The following is a 21,207-nucleotide window of genomic DNA, read 5'->3' as shown; positions in this document are numbered from 1 at the left end:
TTTCTTCGGACGAGCCCAGCGATGGACCTGGCCTGCGGCATTCCAAACCGTTTATACCCAAACAGGGGTAATCCGGCGGTATGGCAAGAGAGCAGACCGAAGTTCGAGAGCTCGACGAGGGAAGCTACGTCATGATCGAAGACACGCCGTGTAAGATTAACTCCTACAGCACGGCCAAGCCGGGCAAGCACGGCAGCGCCAAGGCCCGCATCGACGCCAAGGGCGTTTTCGACGGCAAGAAGCGCTCGCTGTCCCAGCCCGTCGACGCGAAGGTCTGGGTCCCGATTGTCAACCGAAAGCAGGGGCAGGTCGTCTCGACCGACGGCAACGACGCCCAGGTAATGGACCTCGACACCTACGACACGTTCACGATGCGGGTCCCCGAGGACATCGACCTCCAGCCTGACGACGAAATCGAGTACCTCCAGTACGAGGAACAGCGCAAGATCACACGCTCGTAACGATGTTGCCCGGTGCGGGGGCCGACCGCGGGGCGGCCGACTACGCGCTCGTGGGCGCGCCACTCGACGCGTCGACGTCGTTTCGCCCCGGTGCACGCTTTGGCCCACGCCGCGTCCGCCAGTTCGGCCAGCAGTTCGACGATTACGACCACCGCACCGACCAGCACTTCACTGACTGTTCCGTCTACGATCACGGCGACATCGGCCCCACGGCCGACGTTGCCGAGTACCTCACTTTCCTCCAGGGCACTCTCTCGGATTTCGAGAGCGAGGGGGCCGTCCCGCTCGTCGTCGGCGGCGAACACACCGTCTCTGTGGCCGGCGTGCGTGCGCTCGATCCAGACGTGTTCGTCTGTCTGGACGCGCATCTCGACCTGCGCGAATCCTACGCCGGCGACGAGTACTCCCACGCGACGGTGACCCACCACGCGCTCTCGGTGGCTGACGAAGCGATTGTGCTGGGCGCACGCACTGGCTCGGAAGCCGAATGGGACCGCGCGAACGAACCCGACGTGACCGTCGTCCCGCCCGAGGACGTGGCCGACTGGTCGCCTGCGTTCGACGACGAGCGGGTGTACCTCTCAGTCGACATCGACGCCGCCGACCCCGGGTTCGCGCCGGGCACCGGGACGCCGGAACCGTTCGGCCTCGACCCGCGGGAGATGCACACCGTGGTCCGAGCCGTCGCACCGCAGACCGTCGGCTTCGACGTAGTCGAGGTCAACGACCGCGACGACGGTCAGACGGCGACGCTGGCCGCGAAACTCCTCCGGGCGTTCGTGTTCGCCCACGCGGACCAGCGCTAATCCGAGATGTATCGGGGAATATTCTCGCCGTCGGCTTCAGCAGACAACTCGGTGGATGTCCATCGGCGACGCTCGCCGGACAACCGCGTCGACTGGGTCGGCGACAGCCGAGAGGTTGTCTGAGTCGCCGTCGAGGACCAGCAGTGCGGCCCGGCGGCCGGGTTCGATGACACCGCAGTCGAGGCCGACCGCTTCGGCCCCAGCGGTCGTGGCCATCCGAAGCACCGTCCGCGAGGGGAGGTCAAACGTCTTCGCGGTGTACTCCATCTCACGGAACATGGATGGTGCATTGAGCATCACATTATCAGTCCCGAGTGCCACGTCAGTGTACTCCAGAAGCGTCTCAATCGGCGGTCGGCCGACCTCAAGGACGCGGTTCGCACGGGGACAGACCGCGATAGGGACGTCCTGATCGGCCACCCGTTCGAGGTGTTCTGCTTCGGCATGGACCATGTGGACCAGCAACTCCGGCTCCAGATCCAGCGCCGGGTGTATGTCAGTGGCGTCCGGTTCGCCGGCGTGGATAGCGAACGGGGCCCCGCGCTCCTCGGTGGCGGTCCGCCGGGCGGTGAAATCGTCGTCGTTCGCGCCGCTGGCACCGAACCCGTCGGCCACGTCCAGCACCGCAGTGTCATCGCTCCCGAAGATGAAGGCCTCGATATCGAGTCCCTCGGCGGCCTCGCGTAGTGCCCGTGCCCCGTCGACGCCGAACTCCCGGAAGTCGAGAAACGCCGCGGTGCCGGTTCGCTGCATGAATCGAAGTGTGCGGTGCATCGCGGCAATCAGCGTCTCGTCGTCGGCCGCTGCGATCTGCTGGTGTTTCAGGCTGTCCGGTGGCACCACTGCCTCCTCCAAGCCAAGACCGACAGCGGCCTCCTTGGCGACTGAGTCGCCGACGTGCGTGTGGGCGTTCACGAACGCCGGCAAGACAATGCGGTCGTGGTCGCTCTCGCGCTCGGACGTCTCCTCGATGGCCGTTATGTAGCCGTCCTCGACGACAACGCTGCCGTGGACCGGCTCGAACGACCGCCCGGCAAGGACGGTTCCTTCGATAGCCTCCATGTGGGTGCGAGGAAGCGGAGCTATATGTGTCTCATGGAGGCGCAATCTTGCCATGTAGCACTGGCCGCGGTAGACTGATGCGGACGGCGCCGGACAGTTCGAGTATGAGTGGCAGTACCACAGTTTCCGAGGACTGCGCGCTGTCGCCAGACGACTGGTCCCATCCGGCCGAGCGCCGATACGCGGACGCACAGGCCCGTCTTGTGGACCACTACGACCATTCCGTCGAGTCCAGAGTGACCGAGACGGACGCCGCGGGTCGCGTTCACTATCTGGTCGGTGGGAATCAGGACGGCGACCCCCTACTTCTGCTCCACGGTGTCGGAACGCCAGCAGCGACGTGGCTCCCGCTGGTCCCGGCGCTCACCGACGAGTACCGCGTGTACGCTCCCGACCGGCCCGGCCTCGGCCTCTCAGCCGCGCCGAGCTACCGGGACCGGGACCTCCGTTCGTTTCTGGTCGCATACTTGCTGGAACTGCTCGACGACCTCGCTATCGACCGTCCCCACGTCGCCGGGAACTCTCACGGCGGCCTGCAGTCGCTTCTGCTCGCAATCGACCACGACCGTGTGGACCGACTGCAACTGGTCGGCGCGCCGGGCGGCGTCTCGCGAGACCTCCCGCTCCTGTTTCGCCTGCTGACGGTTCGTGGCCTCAACCGGGTGTTGCTGTGGCTGCTCAGCCGTGGTGACCCAGTCGAGAACGCGAGGCAGTCGATGCAGCGGGTCAACGTCGTTGACGCCGCAGCGATACCGGACGTGTTCTACGAACTGCTCGCCGCCGGCCAGGATCTGCCCGGCCGGCCGGAAAGCCAGCGGTCGCTAGCGACCGCACAGGGCTCGTACGGCCGTGTCCACCCGTTGTTCGACATCAGGGACGAAATCGTTGGAATCGACTGCCCGACGCAGTTCGTCTGGGGGACGGAGGACGCCTTCTATCCGCCTGACGTCGGTCGCCCCGTCGCCGAGAAGATGCCCGACGCCGAGTTCCACGAACTCCCGGGACACGGTCATACGCCGTGGCTGGAACCAGGTGATGAAGTCGCTGGACTGGTCCGAGGATTCTTCGATAACTGAGCGTTTTCGTTATAATACACCGCAAACAATCGCTCAGCGTCAGTGCTGTTCGGACCGCCGTGGCCGTCACCACTTGCTCGGCATCCGACACAGCAAGTAGTCTTTTAGTAAACAGGCCATCTCGGTTGAGAGCATGGACCAGCTATCGTCGTGTTACTTCTGTGGCGGCGCGCTCGACGTCTCGCTCTCCGAATATCCGATTATCCCGAAATCGCTGGACCCGGAAGCCGAAAAGCAGGGGACGGTCGTTCTCTGCTCGACTTGCCGAGAGAAGCTCGCAACCATCGTCGAACCGGCCGTCGAGGCGGCGAAGGCGGACGCCCGCGAGACAGCGGAAACGACTGGCGACGCCGGGACCACGGAGCCGCCGGGGCTACTGGATGATTCTGGAACGACGGCAGGCGACGCACAGGCGACCACCGACAGCGTGGTCGAGCCGGCCGATGACGGCTCGCTGCTGGGCGACGACGGCGCGAGCGCGGCGGGACAGGAACGGTCGGCGCAGTCAGCGGCGACGACGGAGGCGACTGCGAAGCCAGATGCGACGAACCCGGCGGCATCGGACACCACGGACGGACAAGCGGCGGAACCGACCGAGTCGAATGACTCGGCGGCGAACACTGGGAGCGAGGACACCGAACGCGGTACGGACAGCGACGACAGCGCTGACGGCCCCTCGCTGACGAAACTGGAGTACAACAAGGTGATGCGCCTCCTCCAGAACCGCGAGATGCCCGTCGACCGTGCGGAGATACGCGAGGTCGCGGTCAACGCCTACGACATCGACGGGGAGCAGTTCGACGCCATCATCGACGCCGCGGTGGACCGGGACCTCATCGGTCAGGAAAACGGCCAGCTGGTCGAATCGGATGGGTAGCCCGTCGCCGGTAGAGAAAAACATACCACCGGTCATCTCGAAGTCCGCGCCATGAACGCAGGCGACATCGCGACGCGTCTCGACGACAGACTCGACATCGAGGCCTACGCCGACATCGACGCCAGTCCGAACGGTCTGCAGGTCGGGCCGGCGAGCCAGCCGGTCGAGCACGTCGCTTTCGCAGTAGATGCGGCCGTCGAGACCATCGACCGCGCCGCCGACGCGGGCGCTGACCTGCTCGTGACCCACCACGGTATCGTCTGGGGCGGGATGGAGCGCGTGACGGAAACCAACTACCGCCGGGTCGCACCGCTGATCGACAACGACCTCGCGCTGTACGTCGCGCATCTCCCGCTAGACGGCCATCAATCGCTTGGCAACGCCGCCGGCGTCGCGGACCTGCTGGACCTCGACAACCGTGCGCCGTTCGGATCGATGGGCGGCGAGCACATCGGCCAGCGTGGCTCCCTCCAAGAACCACAGACGGTCTCCGAACTCGCCGAAACCCTCGAAGGAAATCTGGATACTGGCGGACAGCCAATTCAAGTGCTTGATTTCGGCCCGTCGACTGTCGAGGACGTCGCCATCGTCACTGGCAGCGGCGTCGACTGGCTGCAAGAGGCGGTCGAGACGGACGCCGACGTGCTCATCACCGGCGAGGGGAAACAGCAGGCCTTCCACGAGGCGCGCGAGCAGGGACTCCACGTCATTCTCGCCGGCCACTACGCGACGGAGACGTTCGGCGTTCAGTCGCTCCAGACCGTCGTCGAGGACTGGGGGCTGGAGACGACCTACATCGACTGCCCGACCGGCCTCTAAGGCGATGGCAGATGTCGTTTCGTTCGAGGGCGTTAGCTCGGATGCGGACCTCATCGCTTGGTCGCAACAGTACTGTCGCGGGGTCCGCCGCGAGCAGGGCGTCTCGGTTCGGTTCGACCTCGTCGACTGGGCAGTGTCCCACCGAGCCAAGCGTCGGGCCGCCGCAGTCAAGCGGTCGAAACTGGACGACGCCACCGTCGGCGAGCGGTACGACTGGGACAGCGTCGACGGGAGCGACGGCCGCCCGCTTCGATGTACGGTGTCGCTGACCTGGGACGCCTTTTCGGCCTTCGAGCGGGACGCCTGGGAGGCAACACTGCGCCACGAACTCATTCACGTCGAGCAATATCAGCGCGACGGGACGACCGACCACGGCCGGGCGTTTCAAGAACGGGCCGACCAGCTCGACACCGACGTCCACTGTCCGGCCTTCTCCGATCCCAAGCACGTCCTCACCTGCGGGGCGTGTGGGGACCTCGTCGCCCGCCGCTATCAGGACTGCAAGCTCGTCGAGCGACGCGAGCAGTACCGGTCTGACTGCTGTGGGGCCTCGCTGGAACTGAGCTGACTACAGCAGGAACCTGATGGCCCAGAGGACGCCCATCCCGGTCACCATTGTCGCGAACACGTCCTCGGTCCGCCAGGCGACGCCTGCCGCGAGCGCTCCGGCGACGAACTTGTCCGCGGCGAAACTACCGGCGTCGAGTGTCACGAACGAGGGGAGAACAAGCGCGGCGAGGACGGCGGCGGGGACGAACCGCAACACCCGCTCGACGACCGGCGGAATTTCGTCCAGCCGACCGAACAGCGCGATGAACGAGAGGCGACAGGCGTAGGTCAACACGCCGATGACAGCGACGACACCGGCTATCTCAACCGGGCCGTAATTAGTCGCCATCGGTCCCTCCCGTGGCGGATTCCGTGAGAACGCCAGCCGTGATGCCAACCCCGGCCGCGACGAGCAGTCCGAGATTGAGCGGGAGGCCAGCGCCGACGACGGCGACGGTTCCACCGACGACAGCGGCGATGCCGGTCGCTGCGTCCTCGATTGCAGGGACCAGAATCGCGAGGAAGACCAGCGGGATAGCGAATTCGAGACCCCAGGCGTCCGGGACGCCGGTCCCGAGTAGCGCCCCCGCGATAGTCGTGACCTGCCACACCGCCCAGAGCGTCACGGCGACGCCGAGGTAGTACCACTTCCGGTCCGTCTCACGGTCCGACCGGTAGCTGGCGACCGACAGCGCGTACGCCTGGTCGGTCAACACGTAGGCGAGCACCGCCTTCCACCGACCAGTGAAGTCCCGAAAGTACGGGGCAATCGACGCCGAGTACATCAGAAGCCGGAGGTTGATGACGACGGCTGTCGCGACAACGACCGTCAGCGGAGCGTTCTGTCCCAGCAGTTCCAGCGCCGCGAGCTGTGATGCGCCGGCGAAGACGACCACCGACAGCCCGACTGCGGTCGGCAGCCCCAGTCCGGCGTTGACGGTCGCGATGCCGGCAACGAGGCCAAACGGAATAATTCCTAGCAACAGCGGCGCAACATCCCGAACGCCGCGCCTGAACGCAGCAGTATCCATAGCTCCCAATCCAACGCAGGGGCGTCTAAGCCCTCCGTTTCAGCCGCGGTGTGTGACGGCACGTCGATGCATGGGCCGTCCGCGGTGTGTGACGGCACGTCGACAACGGCCTCTACCCGTCACGGCGAACCACGACGTTGAAACCCGACGCCATTCGACTGCATTGTAATGAGCGACCACACCGACGAGCGGGAGACGTTCCATCACGATCCGATCGGGCACGCGGAAGCCCGGGCCGGAATGACGGTCGGCGAACTGGCTGACAGCTACGGCGAGGCCGGCATCGGCGCGAACGACATCCACGAGGCCGTCGACATCTACAGCGAGATGCTCGACGACGACGTGACGACCTTCTTCGGGCTGGCCGGCGCGATGGTCCCGACCGGGATGCGGGCCATCGTCAGCGAACTCATCCGCGACGGCCACATCGACGTACTCGTGACGACGGGCGCGAACTGCACCCACGACAGCATCGAGGCCATCGGCGGCAAGCACCACCACGGCGAGGTGACACCCGAGGGGCAAACGGAGCGCGAACACGACGAGACGCTCCGTGACGAGGGCGTCGACCGGATCTACAACGTCTACCTCCCCCAGGAGCATTTCGCCCTGTTCGAGAACCACCTCCGGGACGAAGTGTTCTCGACGCTGGAAGACGAGGGCGCGGTCTCGATCCAGCGCATGACGGAGGAACTGGGCCGAGCCAACAGCGAGGTCAACGAGCGCGAGGACGTGCCCGAGGACGCTGGCGTGCTGGCGGCGGCCTACGAGAACGACGTGCCGGTGTACTGCCCGGCCTTTCAGGACTCCGTGCTGGGGCTGCAGGCGTGGATGTACTCCCAGACCAGCGAGTTCACCGTCGACGCGCTGGCGGACATGACACAGATCACGGACATCGCATACGAAGCCGATAGCGCGGGAGCGATGGTCGTCGGCGGCGGCGTCCCGAAGAACTACGTCCTCCAGACGATGCTGGTCTCGCCCGATGCCTACGACTACGCCGTCCAGTTGACGATGGACCCATCGAACACCGGCGGCCTCTCCGGCGCGACGCTCGACGAGGCCCGCTCGTGGGGGAAGCTTGAAAAGGACGCCCGGAATGTCTCGGTGTATGCCGACGCGACGATTACACTCCCGCTGGTCGTGGCCGCGGCCCGCGAGCGGCACAGCGCGTAAGCGTGACCACGCCGCCGTAGACGGCGACAGGTCTGGACATTGTGGGGCACGTCTACTGAGAGGCATATATCCCTCATATAAACGGTCTTTCACAACCGCTCGGCAGCCGTACCTAGCATGTCACGGTACATCGGCCGACGGACGTTCGTCGGAGGGACAGCGGCGACGCTGGCGAGCGCGGGACTCGTGGGGAGCGCAACGCCCCAGGAATCGGATGATACTGACACAACCAACAGTGACACCGACGACAGCGAGCGCAAAGCGATGACTGACGACACGACGCTCATCGCTCACCGCGGATTCGCCGGCGTCTACCCGGAGAACACGGAACTGGCCGTCGAGGCGTCCTCGTTCGGCGGTCCGGGAGCCCAGACGGCCCACCGACGCGCCGACATGATCGAGGTCGATGTCGTGCCAACGGCCGACGGCACGCTCGTCACCTTTCACGACGACGGGCTGGCCGAGCGTGACGGCGGCGAGCGCGGTCTGACCGACGCTGACGGGCTCGTCTTCGAGACCGACACCGATACTGTGACCAGTGCGACTGTTCTCGGCACCGGGGAGACGGTCCCGACGCTCGAAACGGTCATGGACTCGATTCCGCCGAGCGTCGCCGTCAATCTGGAGTTCAAGAACCCCGGCAGTCAGGACCTCCGTTTCGCTGAGTCGCTGCCGGACCAGGCGCTGTCGGCGCAGCGAGCGGTGTGGCGGCCCTACACCGAGCGCGCGCTCGACCTCGTCAGCGAGTACGACAACGACATCCTCGTCTCGTCGTTCTACGAGGCCGCGCTCGCGACCGTCCGCGACTACGACGACTCGATTCCCATCGCTTGCCTCTTCTGGAATGACATCGAGGCGGGGCTGGAAATTACCCGCCGCTACGACTGTGACGCGATGCACGTCCCTCGGAACATGGTTCAGGGAACGCCCTTCTTCAACGACGACGGCTACATCGAGTCCAATCTGAGCGATATCGACCTCGTCGACGTCGCTGCCGACGAAGGCCGTGATCTGAACGTCTGGACGATCAGTACGTGGTATCAGGCCCGTGAACTGGTCCGGGCCGGCGTCGACGGGCTCATCTCTGACTACCCCAGCGTGCTCTCCGTTCAGGACTGACGGCGGATCTCGTTTTCGTTGTGTTTCCTCAAAGAGCCTGAAAGCCCCGAGGCGCTGGGCGTACGAGGCGACGCAAGCACTGGAGCGAACGCAGTGAGCGAAGGGCGCAGCGAGTCGTAGTAGCCCAGCGCCTCGCCCCTTTCAGTCCCACCCAGCCTGGATTGTCCAACGGGCTTTCTGGCTGTTCGAAATCGCTTCCCAGTCTGTCTCTTCAATCAATCCAAGGCCGAATGTTGAAGGGGCGACCGGCCGACGACGCTAGTATGGAAGCACCGACCGGGGACGCAGGAATCTACGCCCGCGAGTCGTCGTATCTCGACCGGTACGTCCAGCTCGGTGAGGCCGGCGACCGGATCATCTCGCTGTCGTTTCCGTCCCAGCCCGAGGACGACGCCGGGGCGGACCACGCGCTGCTCGACCGCATCGACGAGTATCTTCAGGGGGTCGAGGACGACTTCGCGGACGTCACCGTCGGCCTCACCGTCCCGACGGACCAGCGCACAGTGCTTGAAGCGGTCCAAGAGATTCCGTACGGCGAGGACGCCACCGTTGCACAGGTCGCGCGGATGACGCCGGATCTGGACGACGACGACGAGGACGACCTTGCGCAGGTCCGGAAGGCACTGGCCGCGAACCCCGTGCCGCTGTTGATTCCGGACCATAGAGTCCGTGACGGACCGAGCGCCGCGCCGCCGCCCGTCGAGCAGAAACTCCGCGCTATCGAGGGCCTCTAGGCCCAGAGCCGGTCGACGCCCAGCCCCTCGTGGACGATCAGTTCGAGGGCGTTGACGAGGTAGTGGGCGACGACGACGGCGAGCAGGCTGTTTGTCGCGATGAACAGGCCCGCGAGCGCCAGCCCCAGCGTGCCGGTGACGACGATGCCCATCCGACCCTGTGCACCGTGGCCCAGCGCGAAGGCGACGGAGGCGACGATGGCCATCGCCCACGCCGGCGCGTCGAGGCCGGCTACGGGAACGCCGATAGCCGCCGCCCGGAAGAGGAGTTCCTCGACGATGGCGATGACCGGCAGGACACCGCCCAGCAGGACGACCCAGCCGCCGGCCGAGTCCGGGGCGAGCAGTTCCCGCAGCGACTCGTCGAAGGCGACGCCGAAGCCGTCGGCCAGCGCCGCGGCGAGTTCGTTGCCCAGCCAGAACCCGACGCCAGCGCCGATGCCGACGGCTATCGCCGGCAGTCCAGTCGAGAGAGCGTCCGCAGTAATACCGAACGCACTGGCCGGGATTTCGAAGTAGAACGCGCCAGCGACCAGCAACACGCCGAACAGCCCCTGCGTGAACGCGACGTTGGCAAGTAAGGCCCCTGTCGAGAGGTCACTTGGGGCGAGCGTATCCTGCATCTGCCGTCGCTGGGCCGCCGCCCGTTGTGTCTCGAAGCGTGGGAGAGTCGGGTCCTGGGGTTCGGTGGCCATCGAAGTACCGTCGACTGTCGACGAGACACCGCCGTCGGACCGTACGGCTCCCTGCGAGAGCCGTGCGAGACCGAGAAGCGCGGTTAAAAGAAACCCCGTCAGGCCGACGAACGCGGCCCACTCGGGCATCTATTGGGGACTTGGGCTGCCGCTCTGCCGGCCGACCTCGTGATCGAGCGCCTTGCCCGTGATGGACTTGAGGCGGTCGACCAGCGAGTCCTTCTCGGCTTCGCCGGCGAGGGCGACTTCGAGGACTTCAGAGATGTGCGAGACGGGGATGATCTCGATCATGTCCTCGTACTCGTCCTCGATCATCACGTCCTGCGTGTTCGCCTCGGGGATGATGACCGTATCGAGGCCGGACTTGGCGGCCGCCTCGATCTTGTGCGTGACGCCGCCGACCGGGAGCACGTCGCCCCGGACCGACAGTGAGCCGGTCATGGCGAGGTTTTGCTTGATCGGAACGTTTTCTATCGCGGAGATAACCGCGGTGGCGACGGTGATAGAGGCGGAGTCGCCGTCGACGCCGCCCTCACCGGCCTGAACGAACTGGATGTGGACGTCCTTCTCGGAGATGTCCTCGTCGGAGAACTTCTTGATAATCGCCGAGACGTTCTGTACGGCTTCCTCGGCCATCTCCTTGAGCTGTCCGGTGGCGATGACCTGACCGGGACCCTGTGATGGGCTGACCTCGGCCATGACAGGGAGGACGATACCGCTGTCCTCGCCCATGACGGCGAGCCCGTTGACGCGGCCGACCACGTCGCCCTGGTTGACGGTGAGCTCGTAGTCCTTGCGGCGCTCGATGTAGTTGTCCGCGAGCTGTTGCTCGATGGACCGGGAGCGGCGTTTGGCCTGTAGCACGTCCGCTCGCTCGGTGCGGTCGCGGTCCTCGGCGCGGGCGATGTCGCCGGCGACGCGGACCAGCCCACCGAGGTCACGGAACTTCAGGCTGAGGTGGCCTTTGCGGCCGGCGCGACGCCGGGCCTCCAGGATGAGTTCCTGGACGGCCTCCTCGGTGAAGTGCGGGAGCCGCCCGTCGTTCTCGACCTCCTGGGCGATGAACCGGGCGTACTTCCGTCGCATCTCGGGGTCGTCCTCGATGGTGTCGTCCATGTACACCTCGTACCCATACCCCTTGATACGGGAGCGCAGCGCGGGGTGCATGTTCTCCATCGCGTCGAGGTTCCCCGCCGCGATCATGATGAAGTCACAGGGAACGGGCTCGGTCTGGACCATCGCGCCCGAGGAGCGCTCGGACTGGCCTGTGATGGAGAACTCGCCCTCCTGGATGGCCGTCATCAGCTTCTGCTGGCTGCGGATGTCGAGCGTGTTGATCTCGTCGACGAACAGCACGCCCTTGTTGGCCTGGTGGATGGCACCGGGTTCGACGCGGTCGTGGCTCGGCGTCTCCATCCCGCCTGACTGGAACGGGTCGTGGCGAACGTCGCCCAGCAGTGCGCCGGCGTGAGCGCCCGTCGCGTCCTCGAACGGCGCAGTCTTCTGGTTGGCGTTGTTGACCAGCAGGTTCGGGATCATCGCGTCGCTACCGCGCGAACCGTAGCGGAACGCGAGATAGATGACACCGGCCGCGAGAATCCCCAGCAGGACTTGCTGGACGAGGATGAGGGCGTAGCCGATGACGATGGCGATGATGATCCACATGAGGAAGGTCCGCATCTGGTTTCGCTTGCGGGCCTCCTCCTTGTGGGCCTCGACGATCTGTTCCCCTTTGCCGCCGGGGACGGTGCGAACTTTCGGCTCGTTGCCGTCGTCGGGATTGTGATAGACGAGAACGTCCTGCAGCTCCTCCCGCGGAAGCAGTTGGGACATCGCTTTCGCCAGCATCGACTTCCCCGTCCCGGGGGAGCCGATCATCATGACGTGGCGGCGCTGTTTGGCCGCCTTCTTGATCACGTCACGGGCGTGGTCCTGCCCGATGACCTGGTCGACGAGTCGGTCTGGCACTTCGATGTCGGCGGTCGACTCGATTTCGAGACCGCCGAGGAGATTCTCCTCGTCTCCGTCCAGTTCGGACTCGCCGTCAACTTGGACATCGCTTCCGAGTGTCGTTTCGGACGTTTCTCCCTCGCCGCCCCATCGCTCCTCGGACGGGTCGGATGGCTCGTCGGCCGAGGGCTCAGAGGCGGGTTCGTCGGGGTCCTGTTTGGCCCCGTTGGTCGACGCCTCTTCCTCCCCAGCGTCGGATGCCTCCCGGTCAGGGTCGGGAGTCGCGTCGGTGTCGGTGTTGTCGCTCATACAAACGTTGCTAACATACTCACGGAAGGCCTGTCGACTGATATACTTTCTCCCCGTGTCGGTTGTTGCAACACCCCGGAAACCGCAGTACAGCGCCCGAATTGGGTGTGCTTGTATTCCGGCGGTACCGCGTCGTCGGGTTTATCAAACCACCACACCCACTGGGGAATATGCGTGGGTTCTACATCGGTCGCTTCCAGCCCTACCACAACGGCCATCACTCGATGGTCGAACGTATCGCCGATGAGGTGGACGAACTCGTCCTGGGCATCGGAAGCGCCGACGATTCACACACCACTCACGACCCCTTCACGGCCGGCGAGCGAATCATGATGATTACGAAGGCCGTCGCGGAGTACGACCTGACGACTTATGTCGTCCCCCTTGAGGACATCAACCGCAACGCCGTCTGGGTGAGCCACGTCGAGAGTATGTGCCCGGACTTCGACGTGGCGTACTCGAACAATCCGCTTGTCGTCCGCTTGTTCGAGGAGGCCGGTATCGAGGTCCGCCAGTCGCCGATGTTCGACCGCGACCGACTGGAGGGCAGCGAGATCCGCCAGCGGATGATCGACGACGAGTCCTGGCGTGACCGGGTCCCGGCATCTGTTGTGGAAGTCATCGAGGAGATCCACGGCATCAAGCGACTCCAGCACGTCTCAGACAGTGACTCGCTCGAACGATACACCGCCAGCGGCGAGTCCGTCACCGAATCCATCGATGACCTCGACGACTGATGATTACGCTCAGCTCTGATTTCGGATCACCGTATCCGGCGGCGATGAAGGGCGTCATCTGTCGGGCGACGGACGCGCGTATCGCGGATATCGCTCACGATTTCCCACGGCAGGACGTGCGGGCAGCGGCGTTCTGGCTCACGCAGACGCTCCCGTACTTTCCGCCGGCAGTCCACTGTGTCGTCGTCGACCCGGGCGTCGGAACCGACAGAGACGCCATCGTCGTCCGTGCGGGCGACCACGCGCTCGTGGGGCCTGACAACGGCGTCCTCCTGCCAGTCGCCCGCGAACTGGCTGAAACCGAGAACGACGCCCCGGACGCGTTCGAGGTGTTCACCTGGGCCTACGACGACCCGGCGAGTACGACGTTCCACGGGCGGGACGTGTTTGCGCCCGCCGCGGCGGCCGTCCACGACACCGGCGTCGATACCATTGAAACACGGCCCGAAATCGAGCCGACCGACGACTACGTCGACCTTCGGTTCCCGGCAGCCGCAGTCGAAGGTGACGGAGCGACCGGCGAGGTACTCGTCGTCGATGACTTCGGGAACGCCGTGACGAACATACCCGGTGCGGTACTTGCGGAGCGGTTCGGCGGGGTGGTCTCGGTCGACGGCGTTGAGGCACCAGTCCGACGGGCCTACGCCGCCGTCGACCAGGGCCAGCGACTCGTCACTGTTGGCAGCCATGGGAACGTCGAACTCGCCGTCAACCGCGGCCGCGGCGACGAAGCGTTCGGTGTCAGTACCGGCGACACAGTTTCCGTATCACTGAGATGATGTGTAACCACGAAGGGATTTAGGCTCGCCGAAAAACCGGTGCTGTTAAGTCTTTTAGGCCTGCCTAATCGACTGTATGCCACAGAGACGCGACTTGCTGAAGACGGTGGGGATCGCTGCGACGGGACTCCTTGCTGGCTGTCCAAGCCAGGGGTCGTCCGAACCGAACACGGCGTCAGCTGATACCGAAGCAGCGACAGAACAGGTAACGGGTGCGGAAACCGACGAGGGGGACGAAAGCGGCGTCTCGGTCGGGCCGATGACCGCTGTCGCGACTGAGTGGAACGTCTACCGGGCGCGGCTGTACGACGCCGTCGCGCTGGGCCGGGCCGGCGCACCCGGTGCCGGGGCGACTGTCGCCCAGAGCGTTTTCGCCCGCTTCGAGGGGGCGTCGGGCGAGTACGGAGCCCACGAACAGCTAGAAGCCACGTCCGAGTCGGCATACGAGGGGTTCGAGGACGCGCTCGGGTCCGTCCAGTCGTCGCTGTCCGAGGGCGACGTGTCCGGAGCCGCCTCGGCCGCAGACAAAGCGTCGGGCCACCTCCAGACAGCGCAGCAGGCCGCTGCCGGACAGCAGGCCACCAGAGTGCTGGACCTGCTCGTGCTGGGTAGTCGGGCGAGCAATGCCGCCATGGCCGGGACGCTGGGCGCTTTCGAAGCGGCCGCTACCATCGCGGAGGAGACGATGACCGCGTTCGAGGATGCGCTGGTGTACAGCAAAATAGAGACTGCGGACGCGGAGTCCTACGAAGCCTTCGAGAACGCACTGGCTGGCATCGGTTCCGCCGCGGGCAGTGAAGACGCGAGCGGTGTCACCGAACAGGCCCGCGCCGCGCTCGATGCGACTGTCACAGGTGCGTATGCGCTGGTCCAGCAAGAGGCGGTCGCTGGTGCAGGTCACCTCGCGACGATGCAGGCCCGCGGCTGGGACGCGGCCGCACTCGCGTCCGCCGGCGGTCCCGGGCAGGCGTACGCGCACACGGTCACGCTGAGCAGCTACCGTGCCCGGATTGCCGATGCGGACTGGCTCGCCGCCAACGACGCGGCCGATGCAGCGTCGACGGCCGTCGAGAACGTCTTCGCTCACTTCGAGGGAGCGAACGCGCACGACGCGCTGGAGGAGGCCGATGGCGAGGCCTACGAAGCCTTCGAGGGCGGACTGGAGGACCTTTCCAGTGCCATCGAGAACGGGAGCGCGGACGGCATCGACAGCGCCGTCGAAACGGTCGATACGAACCTCGTGACTGGTATCGAAGCGCTGGTCGGCGGCGAGGACGCCCGGGCGGCGCTGGAGTCCGCCTTCTTCCGTGCGCGCATTGCGGACGCTCGCGAACTGTATCGCCTCGGCGACGCCGACAGCGCGGCGACTATCGTCTCAGACGTGTTCGCCCGCTTCGAGGAGAACGAACTCGGCTTCCACGAGACGATGGAGCACGAGAGCGAGGACCTCTACCATCGCTTCGAAGAGGAACACCTCGTGGCACTCCAGTCGGCCTACGAGAACGACGACAGCGAAGCCGTGGCGACCCATCACGACGGGGTCCAGCAGGCCTTGCTTGACTTCGAAGCGGCCCTGTCGACGGCTGTCGCCAGCGGAGCGGAGGCGGACTACATGATCGGGCGGGCCTTCGACGCGGCCGGCCTCGCGGCGCTGTCGGAAACCGACCGCGCGGCGACCGTCATCCAGGATACCTTCGCCCACTTCGAGAGCGGCGCGGCGGGCTTCCACGAGGCGCTGGAAGAAGCCGACGGGGAAATCTACGAGAGCTTCGAATCGACGCTTTCCGACGTTCGTGCCGCCGCTCAGGACGGTGGGGATGTCACCAGCGCGGCGACAGCGTTCAACGACGAGGCCATCGCGGCGGCGTACGCCATCGCCGGGAGCGCCGGCGGCAACGGTGAGGCCGCGACGGCCATCGTGCAGGACGTCTTCGCGACGTTCGAGGAAGCACGGGTTCACGAGATGCTGGAGGAAGCGGACCACGACGCCTACGAGAACTTCGAGGCTGCGTTGAGCGACTACTCGCAAGGGCTTACGAACGGCGACGGGGACCCGACAGTGCTTGCAGATGCGACGCGAACCGCGCAGTTCGCTGTCGTCGGCGCTGTCGACAGCGCCCCGAGCGGGTCCGGAGGCCACGGTAGCGAGGAGTCCGAAGAGACTGAGACGTCGCTGTCCGGCGGCCCGAACGTCGTTGAGGGCGTTCCCGACGACGCCGACCACGTCGTCGACATGGAAGCAGTGGCGTATGCGCCGGAAGAACTCACTGTCAGCGTCGGCGATAAAGTCGCCTGGGAACACGTCGGCGGCGAACCGCACTCGGTCACCGCTGTGGCGGACGAAATCCCGTCGGACGCGACCTACTGGGCCTCCGGCGGATTCGAGAGCGAGTCGGCCGCACGCAAGGGATGGGAGAACGGGGAAGGGGCAGTGCAGTCCGGCCAGAGTTACGTTCACACGTTCGAGACGGCTGGCGAGCACGGCTACGTCTGTATTCCGCACGAAGCCGCGGGGATGGTTGGCACCGTCATCGTCGAGGAGTAATCGACGCTCTACTTTTTGGCCCGCCTAGAAACCGATGGCTTTTTGTATTTTAGGGTAGCCTAAACAATTGTATGCCGGACGAACAGGCCACATCGAGACGGGATATCTGTCGCCGTAGCGAGTCGGGTACTGCCGTCCCTGTCGTCCGCGCAAACGCCGCCCTACAGGAGGTGAGAGTCAGGACGTGACCGGGTATTGACCTGTCAGTCTCGACCATCTTTCGCGGCGACGACCACCGTGGGCATAGCCCGTCGCCGCGCGCCACGAGTTTTTCGTGTCTGTCCCGTGGGCGTCTCGCCCCAAGGACGCCCCATTTCAGGTCCTTTGCTGTGGACCACACCGGAACTATCGGTCCGCCCAGCGGATGGTGTCTGGAGAGTACGAGAACCCATCTCACATCGTCTGTATCAGCACTTTTGTGATGACGCTCGGCCCGGATAGGTCCCGCCGCCAATCACTCCCGTTCATCATACCATTGACGACGATAGCGACGGCGAAGAAGCGATGCCGCCGTCATGCGAACGGTTCGGGGTAGGCGTTTTGAGTCCGCCGGCCCTGGCACTGGATATGAGCGACGAGGAACCAGCGGAGAACATCAGCGGCGGGACCGCTGGCGGCGGCCAGTCAGCCACGTTCGACCCGGAAACGGCTGGGACGCGGGCCGAAGCTATCGTGGACCGCCTCGGCGAAATGTACTGGACGAAGACCTACGGCGGCCGGGACGCCTTCGAGTGCCTGGTCCGGACGATTCTCAGCCAGAACACCTCCGACAAGGCGAGCCAGCCGGCCCACGACGAATTGATGGCGCGGTACGGGAGCGGCGGCGGGGCTGCGAGCGGTGGCGGCACCGATGCTGACCTCGCCCGCGCGCTGGCCGACGCCGACCAGCCCGAACTCGCCGAGACCATCTCCTCAGCCGGGCTCTACAACCAGAAGTCCGAGCGCATCATCGCCCTCGCTCAGCGTATCTGCGAGGAGTACGGCGGCGAAGCGGGCTTCGACGAGTTCGTCCGCGACAGCGACCCCGAGAAGGTGCGGTCAACGCTGCTCGACATGAACGGCGTCGGCCCGAAGACCGCCGACTGCGTCCTGCTGTTCGCGGGCGGTCGCGGCGGTGTGTTCCCCGTCGATACACACGTCCACCGCATCGCCCGCCGGATGGGGCTGGCCCCGCCCGACGCCGACCACGAGACTGTCCGCGAGTATCTGGAACGCGACGTCCCTGGGGAGAAATGCGGCTTCGGACATACCGCGATGATCCAGTTCGGCCGGGAGTACTGTAGCGCCCGGAAGCCGGCCTGTTTGGACGACCCCGACGCCTGCCCGCTGGCGGGCCACTGCGACCAGGTCGGCGTGTATCCGGCCGCTGACGAGGTCACCGACCCATCGGAAACGGTCTAACGCTTCACAGTACCCTGCAATACTATCGTTGGGTGCTGATATCTGCACTCTCCTGTCAAAAATCGTACTGAATCACGTTTCAGGAAGTGCTTTAGTCCCCAGAAAGTGACAACGTCCGTATGTTCGGACCGGTATCCGACCGTGGGTTAGTGCGCCGGTACTACCTGTACCGTGCCACGATTTCGGTCGGATTCATAACTCCCATTTTCACCTTGTTTCTCCTGCGAACACTGACGTTCACACAGGTCGGTGTCCTCTCAGCGGTCTGTTCGGCGCTGTCAGTCGTCGGCGAGATACCAACAGGCTACGTCGGTGACAGGCTCGGGCGGCGTGCGAGCCTCCTTCTCAGCGTGCTGTTCACCGTTACCTCACTCGCAGGCTTCGTTCTCGCTTCGGGGTTTCTCTGGTACGGCTTCCTCTATGCACTGTGGGCGCTGGCGCTGACGTTACGCTCGGGGAGTATGGATGCGTGGCTGTACGATACACTCTCTGAACGACTCGATAGCGGGCAGTTCAGCCATATCCGCGGCCGGGGTGACGCGATGCAGAACTGGACTGCGGCAGTCTCAATGGTTGTCGGTGGCCTGCTGTACGGGCTGGACCCGATCTATCCGTTCGTTGCTGCGGTCGGTTTCAATAGCCTCGGGTCCGTCGCACTGCTTTCATTGCCGAAGAACCGGCAGTACGCAGACCGGGGTGGTGACTCTGACTCCGGCGACCGTCTCGATCCGCTGGAAACCGTCGCCGTCATCCGCACGCATCTGGCTCGACCGCCGCTCCGAGCACTGATACTGTACATCGGACTGTTCTATGCCGTGTTGAGCGTTTCTCACACCTACGTCCAGCCGATGGCGGTCGAGACGCTGGGGTCGTACGTCGCCACTCTCGGCGTAGAGGTCCCCGCTGGTGGTCCGATCGCGGCGGCGCGAGCAGGTGAGGCCGGCGCGGCGCTCGCGCTCGGACTGGGTGTGCTGTACGCCGCCCTGACAGCAGTCTCGTCCGCTGGCGGCTACTACGCCGGCGCAATTGAGGCCCGTCTCGGCGTCCGCAAAGCCGTGATCGTCGTGCCAGCCCTGACGGCTGTCGCGCTCGTGGTACCGCTGTGGATTGCGCTGGTGGCACTACCGACGTTCGCGACAGTCCGAACCGCGAAGCCGCTGGTCCAGCCCATCGCAAACGGGTATATTAACGACCATGTCGAGGCGGTCGGGCGGGCGACGTTGCTATCAGCGGTCTCGATGTCGTATATGGCTCTCCGGACGCCGCTGGCACTTGCTGCTGGGGTGGCGGCGGATGCAACCACGGCGACCACAGCAGTTGCGGCGCTTGGCGGCCTGTTTCTCGTCGCTGGCGGCGCAGTCTGGCTGTTCGGGGCGATTGCGCCTGAGGCAGTGACTGCGTCCGGTGACAGGGCCAGCAAATCGGCATCGTAGGGCCGTCGGCAGTCGGCCGGGAGTTCCGACCGGCTCAGGAGTATATCGCAGTCTCCTCCGAACGACAGCGGACTATCCCGACTACAACGCGGTTCGGTCAGTTTGTATCCCGATTACGCCCGGTGGCCCCAGCGCTCGCCGTTCTCGGCGTAGCGGGCACTCACAATCCGGTTGAACTGGTCGTCGGACAGCGAGATGTCGGCCGCGCCGACGTTCTCGTCGAGCTGGTCGACGGTGCGCGCGCCGACGATGGGGACGCAGGTGATATCCGGCTGTTCGATGAGCCAGCGGAGCGCGACCTGGGCGGGGGTGGCGTCGAGTTCGTCCGCGACGGCGCGGAGTTCGTCGAGGACGTGCCAGCCGCGCTCCGAGAGGTAGAAATCCTCGAAGCGGTCGGACAGCGAGCCTCGGGAGCCTTCCGGCCCCTCGAAGGCCGTCGGGTCGTCGTCGTCCGTGCGCTCGTACTTGCCCGTGAGGAAGCCGCCGGCCAGCGGCGAGTACGGACAGACAGCGATGTCCTGATCGGCACACACATCGAGGTAGTCTTTCACGTCATCGCGGTAGCCGGCGTGGAAGAGCGGCTGTGTCACCTCGAAGCGTTCGTAGTCCTCGACGTCGCTCTTCCAGAGGGCCTTGGTCAGTTGCCAGGCGGCCATCGTCGACGCGCCGAGGTGGTGGACCTTGCCCGCGCGGACGAGGTCGTCGAGCGTCGACAGCGTCTCCTCGATGTCGCTGTGCTCGTCCCAGCGGTGGATGTAGTAGAGGTCGAGATAGTCCGTGTCGAGGCGGTCCAGCGTCCCCTCGATCTGTGCGCGGATGTGCTTGCGGCCGAGACCAGAGTCGTTGGGGCCGGGCTCGCCGCGACCGTCGAAGGGGAAGTACACCTTCGAGGCGATGACAAAGTCCTCACGGTCGTAGTCGTCGAGCCACTCGCCGATGTATTCCTCGCTGGTCCCGTTGGGGTTGCCGTAGACGTTGGCGGTGTCGATGAAGTTGATGCCCCGCTCCCACGCCGCGTCCAGCAGTTCGTGGGCCTCCTCGCGGTCGGTTTCGACGACGCCGCCGGTCTCCCGGCCGAAGCGCCAGGTGCCGAAACACAGCTGTGAAACCGTCGTTCCGGTCGAACCGAGTCTGGTGTATTCCATACCGGAGCCACGCGGGGCTACCCGAAAAAGGGGTTTGGTCGCGGCGAAGGCTGACCGGTACTCTACGACCGCTTCACGGACGCCGCGACGACCAGCCCGGTCACTAGGAGAAACGCCGTCAGCGAGAGGTTCGGCACGGTCAGGCCGAACACCCGGTACTGTATCTGGGCACAGCTAACCGCCCCGAGACCGCAAGTGGTCTGGCTTACCTGCAGCCAGGAGTGGTAGGCCGCGATGGCGGCCCCCGGCACCGCCAGCGGCAGCGCCGTCCGGACGACACCGGGCCGGTTCTCGACGGCGGCGACGCCGAGGACGACCACCAGCGGATACATGAGGATTCGCTGATACCAGCAGAGCCGACAGGGGGTCAGCCCGAGGCCCAGCGAGAGATAGAGGCTGCCGGCCGTCGCAACGGTGGCGACGGTAGTCGCCGCGGCCAACAGGAACCGGGCTCGGTCGGAATCGGATCGAGAATCGCCCACAGGGAAGCCAGCGTTTGCTGG

At 65.4% G+C, this 21,207-nt stretch carries 21 protein-coding genes; 14 read left to right on the top strand and 7 right to left on the bottom strand.

What is annotated here, in order from left to right; all coding sequences use genetic code 11:
• Window positions 1-80 precede the first annotated feature (80 nt).
• A complete protein-coding gene (locus HAH_RS11825; protein WP_004515075.1) occupies window positions 81-461 on the top strand; it encodes a translation initiation factor IF-5A in 381 nt (126 codons plus the stop codon).
• A gap of 2 nt (window positions 462-463) precedes the next feature.
• The gene (gene speB / locus HAH_RS11820; RefSeq protein ID WP_014041128.1) at window positions 464-1,267 is read left to right on the top strand and encodes an agmatinase; all 804 of its coding nucleotides are present in this window, start codon (window positions 464-466) and stop codon (window positions 1,265-1,267) included.
• A 36-nt stretch (window positions 1,268-1,303) separates the two neighbouring features.
• Here the strand turns inward: speB and HAH_RS11815 are convergent, their stop codons facing one another.
• Window positions 1,304-2,329, bottom strand: coding sequence for an amidohydrolase family protein (locus HAH_RS11815; protein WP_014041127.1), 1,026 nt, complete (start codon window positions 2,327-2,329; stop codon window positions 1,304-1,306).
• 104 nt (window positions 2,330-2,433) lie between these two features.
• Here HAH_RS11815 and HAH_RS11810 point away from each other — a divergent pair, with 104 nt between their 5' ends.
• The 4 genes from HAH_RS11810 to HAH_RS11795 all read left to right on the top strand — a co-directional run bounded on the left by HAH_RS11810 (window position 2,434) and on the right by HAH_RS11795 (window position 5,669).
• Entirely contained in the window at window positions 2,434-3,405 is a 972-nt protein-coding gene (locus tag HAH_RS11810; RefSeq protein WP_014041126.1) for an alpha/beta fold hydrolase, read from the top strand.
• Window positions 3,406-3,538: 133 nt separating this feature from the next.
• Window positions 3,539-4,282 carry a prolipoprotein diacylglyceryl transferase gene (locus tag HAH_RS11805; protein ID WP_014041125.1) on the top strand — a complete coding sequence of 248 codons (744 nt, stop codon included), beginning with the start codon at window positions 3,539-3,541 and terminating at the stop codon, window positions 4,280-4,282.
• Window positions 4,283-4,333: 51 nt separating this feature from the next.
• Entirely contained in the window at window positions 4,334-5,101 is a 768-nt protein-coding gene (locus HAH_RS11800; protein WP_014041124.1) for a Nif3-like dinuclear metal center hexameric protein, read from the top strand.
• 4 nt (window positions 5,102-5,105) lie between these two features.
• Window positions 5,106-5,669, top strand: coding sequence for a SprT-like domain-containing protein (locus tag HAH_RS11795; protein WP_014041123.1), 564 nt, complete (start codon window positions 5,106-5,108; stop codon window positions 5,667-5,669).
• Here HAH_RS11795 and HAH_RS11790 read toward each other — a convergent pair whose 3' ends face one another.
• Window positions 5,670-5,999, bottom strand: a complete 330-nt coding sequence (locus HAH_RS11790; protein WP_014041122.1) for an AzlD domain-containing protein — start codon at window positions 5,997-5,999, stop codon at window positions 5,670-5,672.
• Window positions 5,989-6,681, bottom strand: coding sequence for an AzlC family ABC transporter permease (locus tag HAH_RS11785; RefSeq protein ID WP_014041121.1), 693 nt, complete (start codon window positions 6,679-6,681; stop codon window positions 5,989-5,991). The genes HAH_RS11790 and HAH_RS11785 overlap by 11 nt, the downstream gene beginning before the upstream one ends.
• Window positions 6,682-6,849: 168 nt before the next feature.
• On the opposite strand from HAH_RS11785, the gene HAH_RS11780 reads away from it, so the two are divergent.
• From HAH_RS11780 to HAH_RS11770, 3 genes are all read left to right on the top strand, one after another.
• Entirely contained in the window at window positions 6,850-7,857 is a 1,008-nt protein-coding gene (locus tag HAH_RS11780; protein WP_023843388.1) for a deoxyhypusine synthase, read from the top strand.
• Window positions 7,858-7,974: 117 nt separating this feature from the next.
• Window positions 7,975-8,976 (top strand): glycerophosphodiester phosphodiesterase, encoded by a 1,002-nt coding sequence (locus HAH_RS11775; RefSeq protein ID WP_014041119.1) that lies wholly within the window; start codon window positions 7,975-7,977, stop codon window positions 8,974-8,976.
• Window positions 8,977-9,206: 230 nt separating this feature from the next.
• Window positions 9,207-9,710: an MGMT family protein gene (locus HAH_RS11770; RefSeq protein WP_023843387.1), complete on the top strand. Its 504-nt coding sequence runs from the start codon at window positions 9,207-9,209 to the stop codon at window positions 9,708-9,710.
• Here HAH_RS11770 and HAH_RS11765 read toward each other — a convergent pair.
• Together HAH_RS11765 and lonB are read right to left on the bottom strand one after the other, a co-directional pair.
• Window positions 9,707-10,534, bottom strand: coding sequence for a CPBP family intramembrane glutamic endopeptidase (locus tag HAH_RS11765; RefSeq protein WP_014041117.1), 828 nt, complete (start codon window positions 10,532-10,534; stop codon window positions 9,707-9,709). The genes HAH_RS11770 and HAH_RS11765 overlap by 4 nt on opposite strands.
• Entirely contained in the window at window positions 10,535-12,664 is a 2,130-nt protein-coding gene (gene lonB, locus HAH_RS11760) for an ATP-dependent protease LonB (protein WP_014041116.1), read from the bottom strand.
• A 170-nt stretch (window positions 12,665-12,834) separates the two neighbouring features.
• On the opposite strand from lonB, the gene HAH_RS11755 reads away from it, so the two are divergent.
• From HAH_RS11755 to HAH_RS11735, 5 genes are all read left to right on the top strand, one after another.
• Complete coding sequence (locus HAH_RS11755) at window positions 12,835-13,401, top strand: nicotinamide-nucleotide adenylyltransferase (protein WP_014041115.1); 567 nt, start codon at window positions 12,835-12,837, stop codon at window positions 13,399-13,401.
• Window positions 13,401-14,180: an SAM hydrolase/SAM-dependent halogenase family protein gene (locus tag HAH_RS11750; protein ID WP_014041114.1), complete on the top strand. Its 780-nt coding sequence runs from the start codon at window positions 13,401-13,403 to the stop codon at window positions 14,178-14,180. The genes HAH_RS11755 and HAH_RS11750 overlap by 1 nt, the downstream gene beginning before the upstream one ends.
• 76 nt (window positions 14,181-14,256) lie before the next feature.
• The gene (locus tag HAH_RS11745) at window positions 14,257-16,725 is read left to right on the top strand and encodes a DUF5059 domain-containing protein (RefSeq protein WP_014041113.1); all 2,469 of its coding nucleotides are present in this window, start codon (window positions 14,257-14,259) and stop codon (window positions 16,723-16,725) included.
• A 567-nt stretch (window positions 16,726-17,292) separates the two neighbouring features.
• The gene (locus HAH_RS11740) at window positions 17,293-18,126 is read left to right on the top strand and encodes an endonuclease III domain-containing protein (protein ID WP_014041112.1); all 834 of its coding nucleotides are present in this window, start codon (window positions 17,293-17,295) and stop codon (window positions 18,124-18,126) included.
• Between the two features lie 119 nt (window positions 18,127-18,245).
• The gene (locus HAH_RS11735; RefSeq protein ID WP_014041111.1) at window positions 18,246-19,559 is read left to right on the top strand and encodes an MFS transporter; all 1,314 of its coding nucleotides are present in this window, start codon (window positions 18,246-18,248) and stop codon (window positions 19,557-19,559) included.
• 113 nt (window positions 19,560-19,672) lie between these two features.
• On the opposite strand, the gene HAH_RS11730 is transcribed toward HAH_RS11735, so the two are convergent.
• Together HAH_RS11730 and HAH_RS11725 are read right to left on the bottom strand one after the other, a co-directional pair.
• Window positions 19,673-20,704: an aldo/keto reductase gene (locus HAH_RS11730; RefSeq protein WP_014041110.1), complete on the bottom strand. Its 1,032-nt coding sequence runs from the start codon at window positions 20,702-20,704 to the stop codon at window positions 19,673-19,675.
• Between the two features lie 62 nt (window positions 20,705-20,766).
• Window positions 20,767-21,186, bottom strand: a complete 420-nt coding sequence (locus tag HAH_RS11725) for a disulfide bond formation protein B (RefSeq protein WP_014041109.1) — start codon at window positions 21,184-21,186, stop codon at window positions 20,767-20,769.
• Between the last annotated feature and the right edge of the window lie 21 nt (window positions 21,187-21,207).

Source organism: Haloarcula hispanica ATCC 33960 (assembly GCF_000223905.1).
Lineage (GTDB): Archaea > Halobacteriota > Halobacteria > Halobacteriales > Haloarculaceae > Haloarcula > Haloarcula hispanica.
Note: the sequence above shows the minus strand (reverse complement) of the source record. Positions and strands in the feature narration are given on the sequence as shown.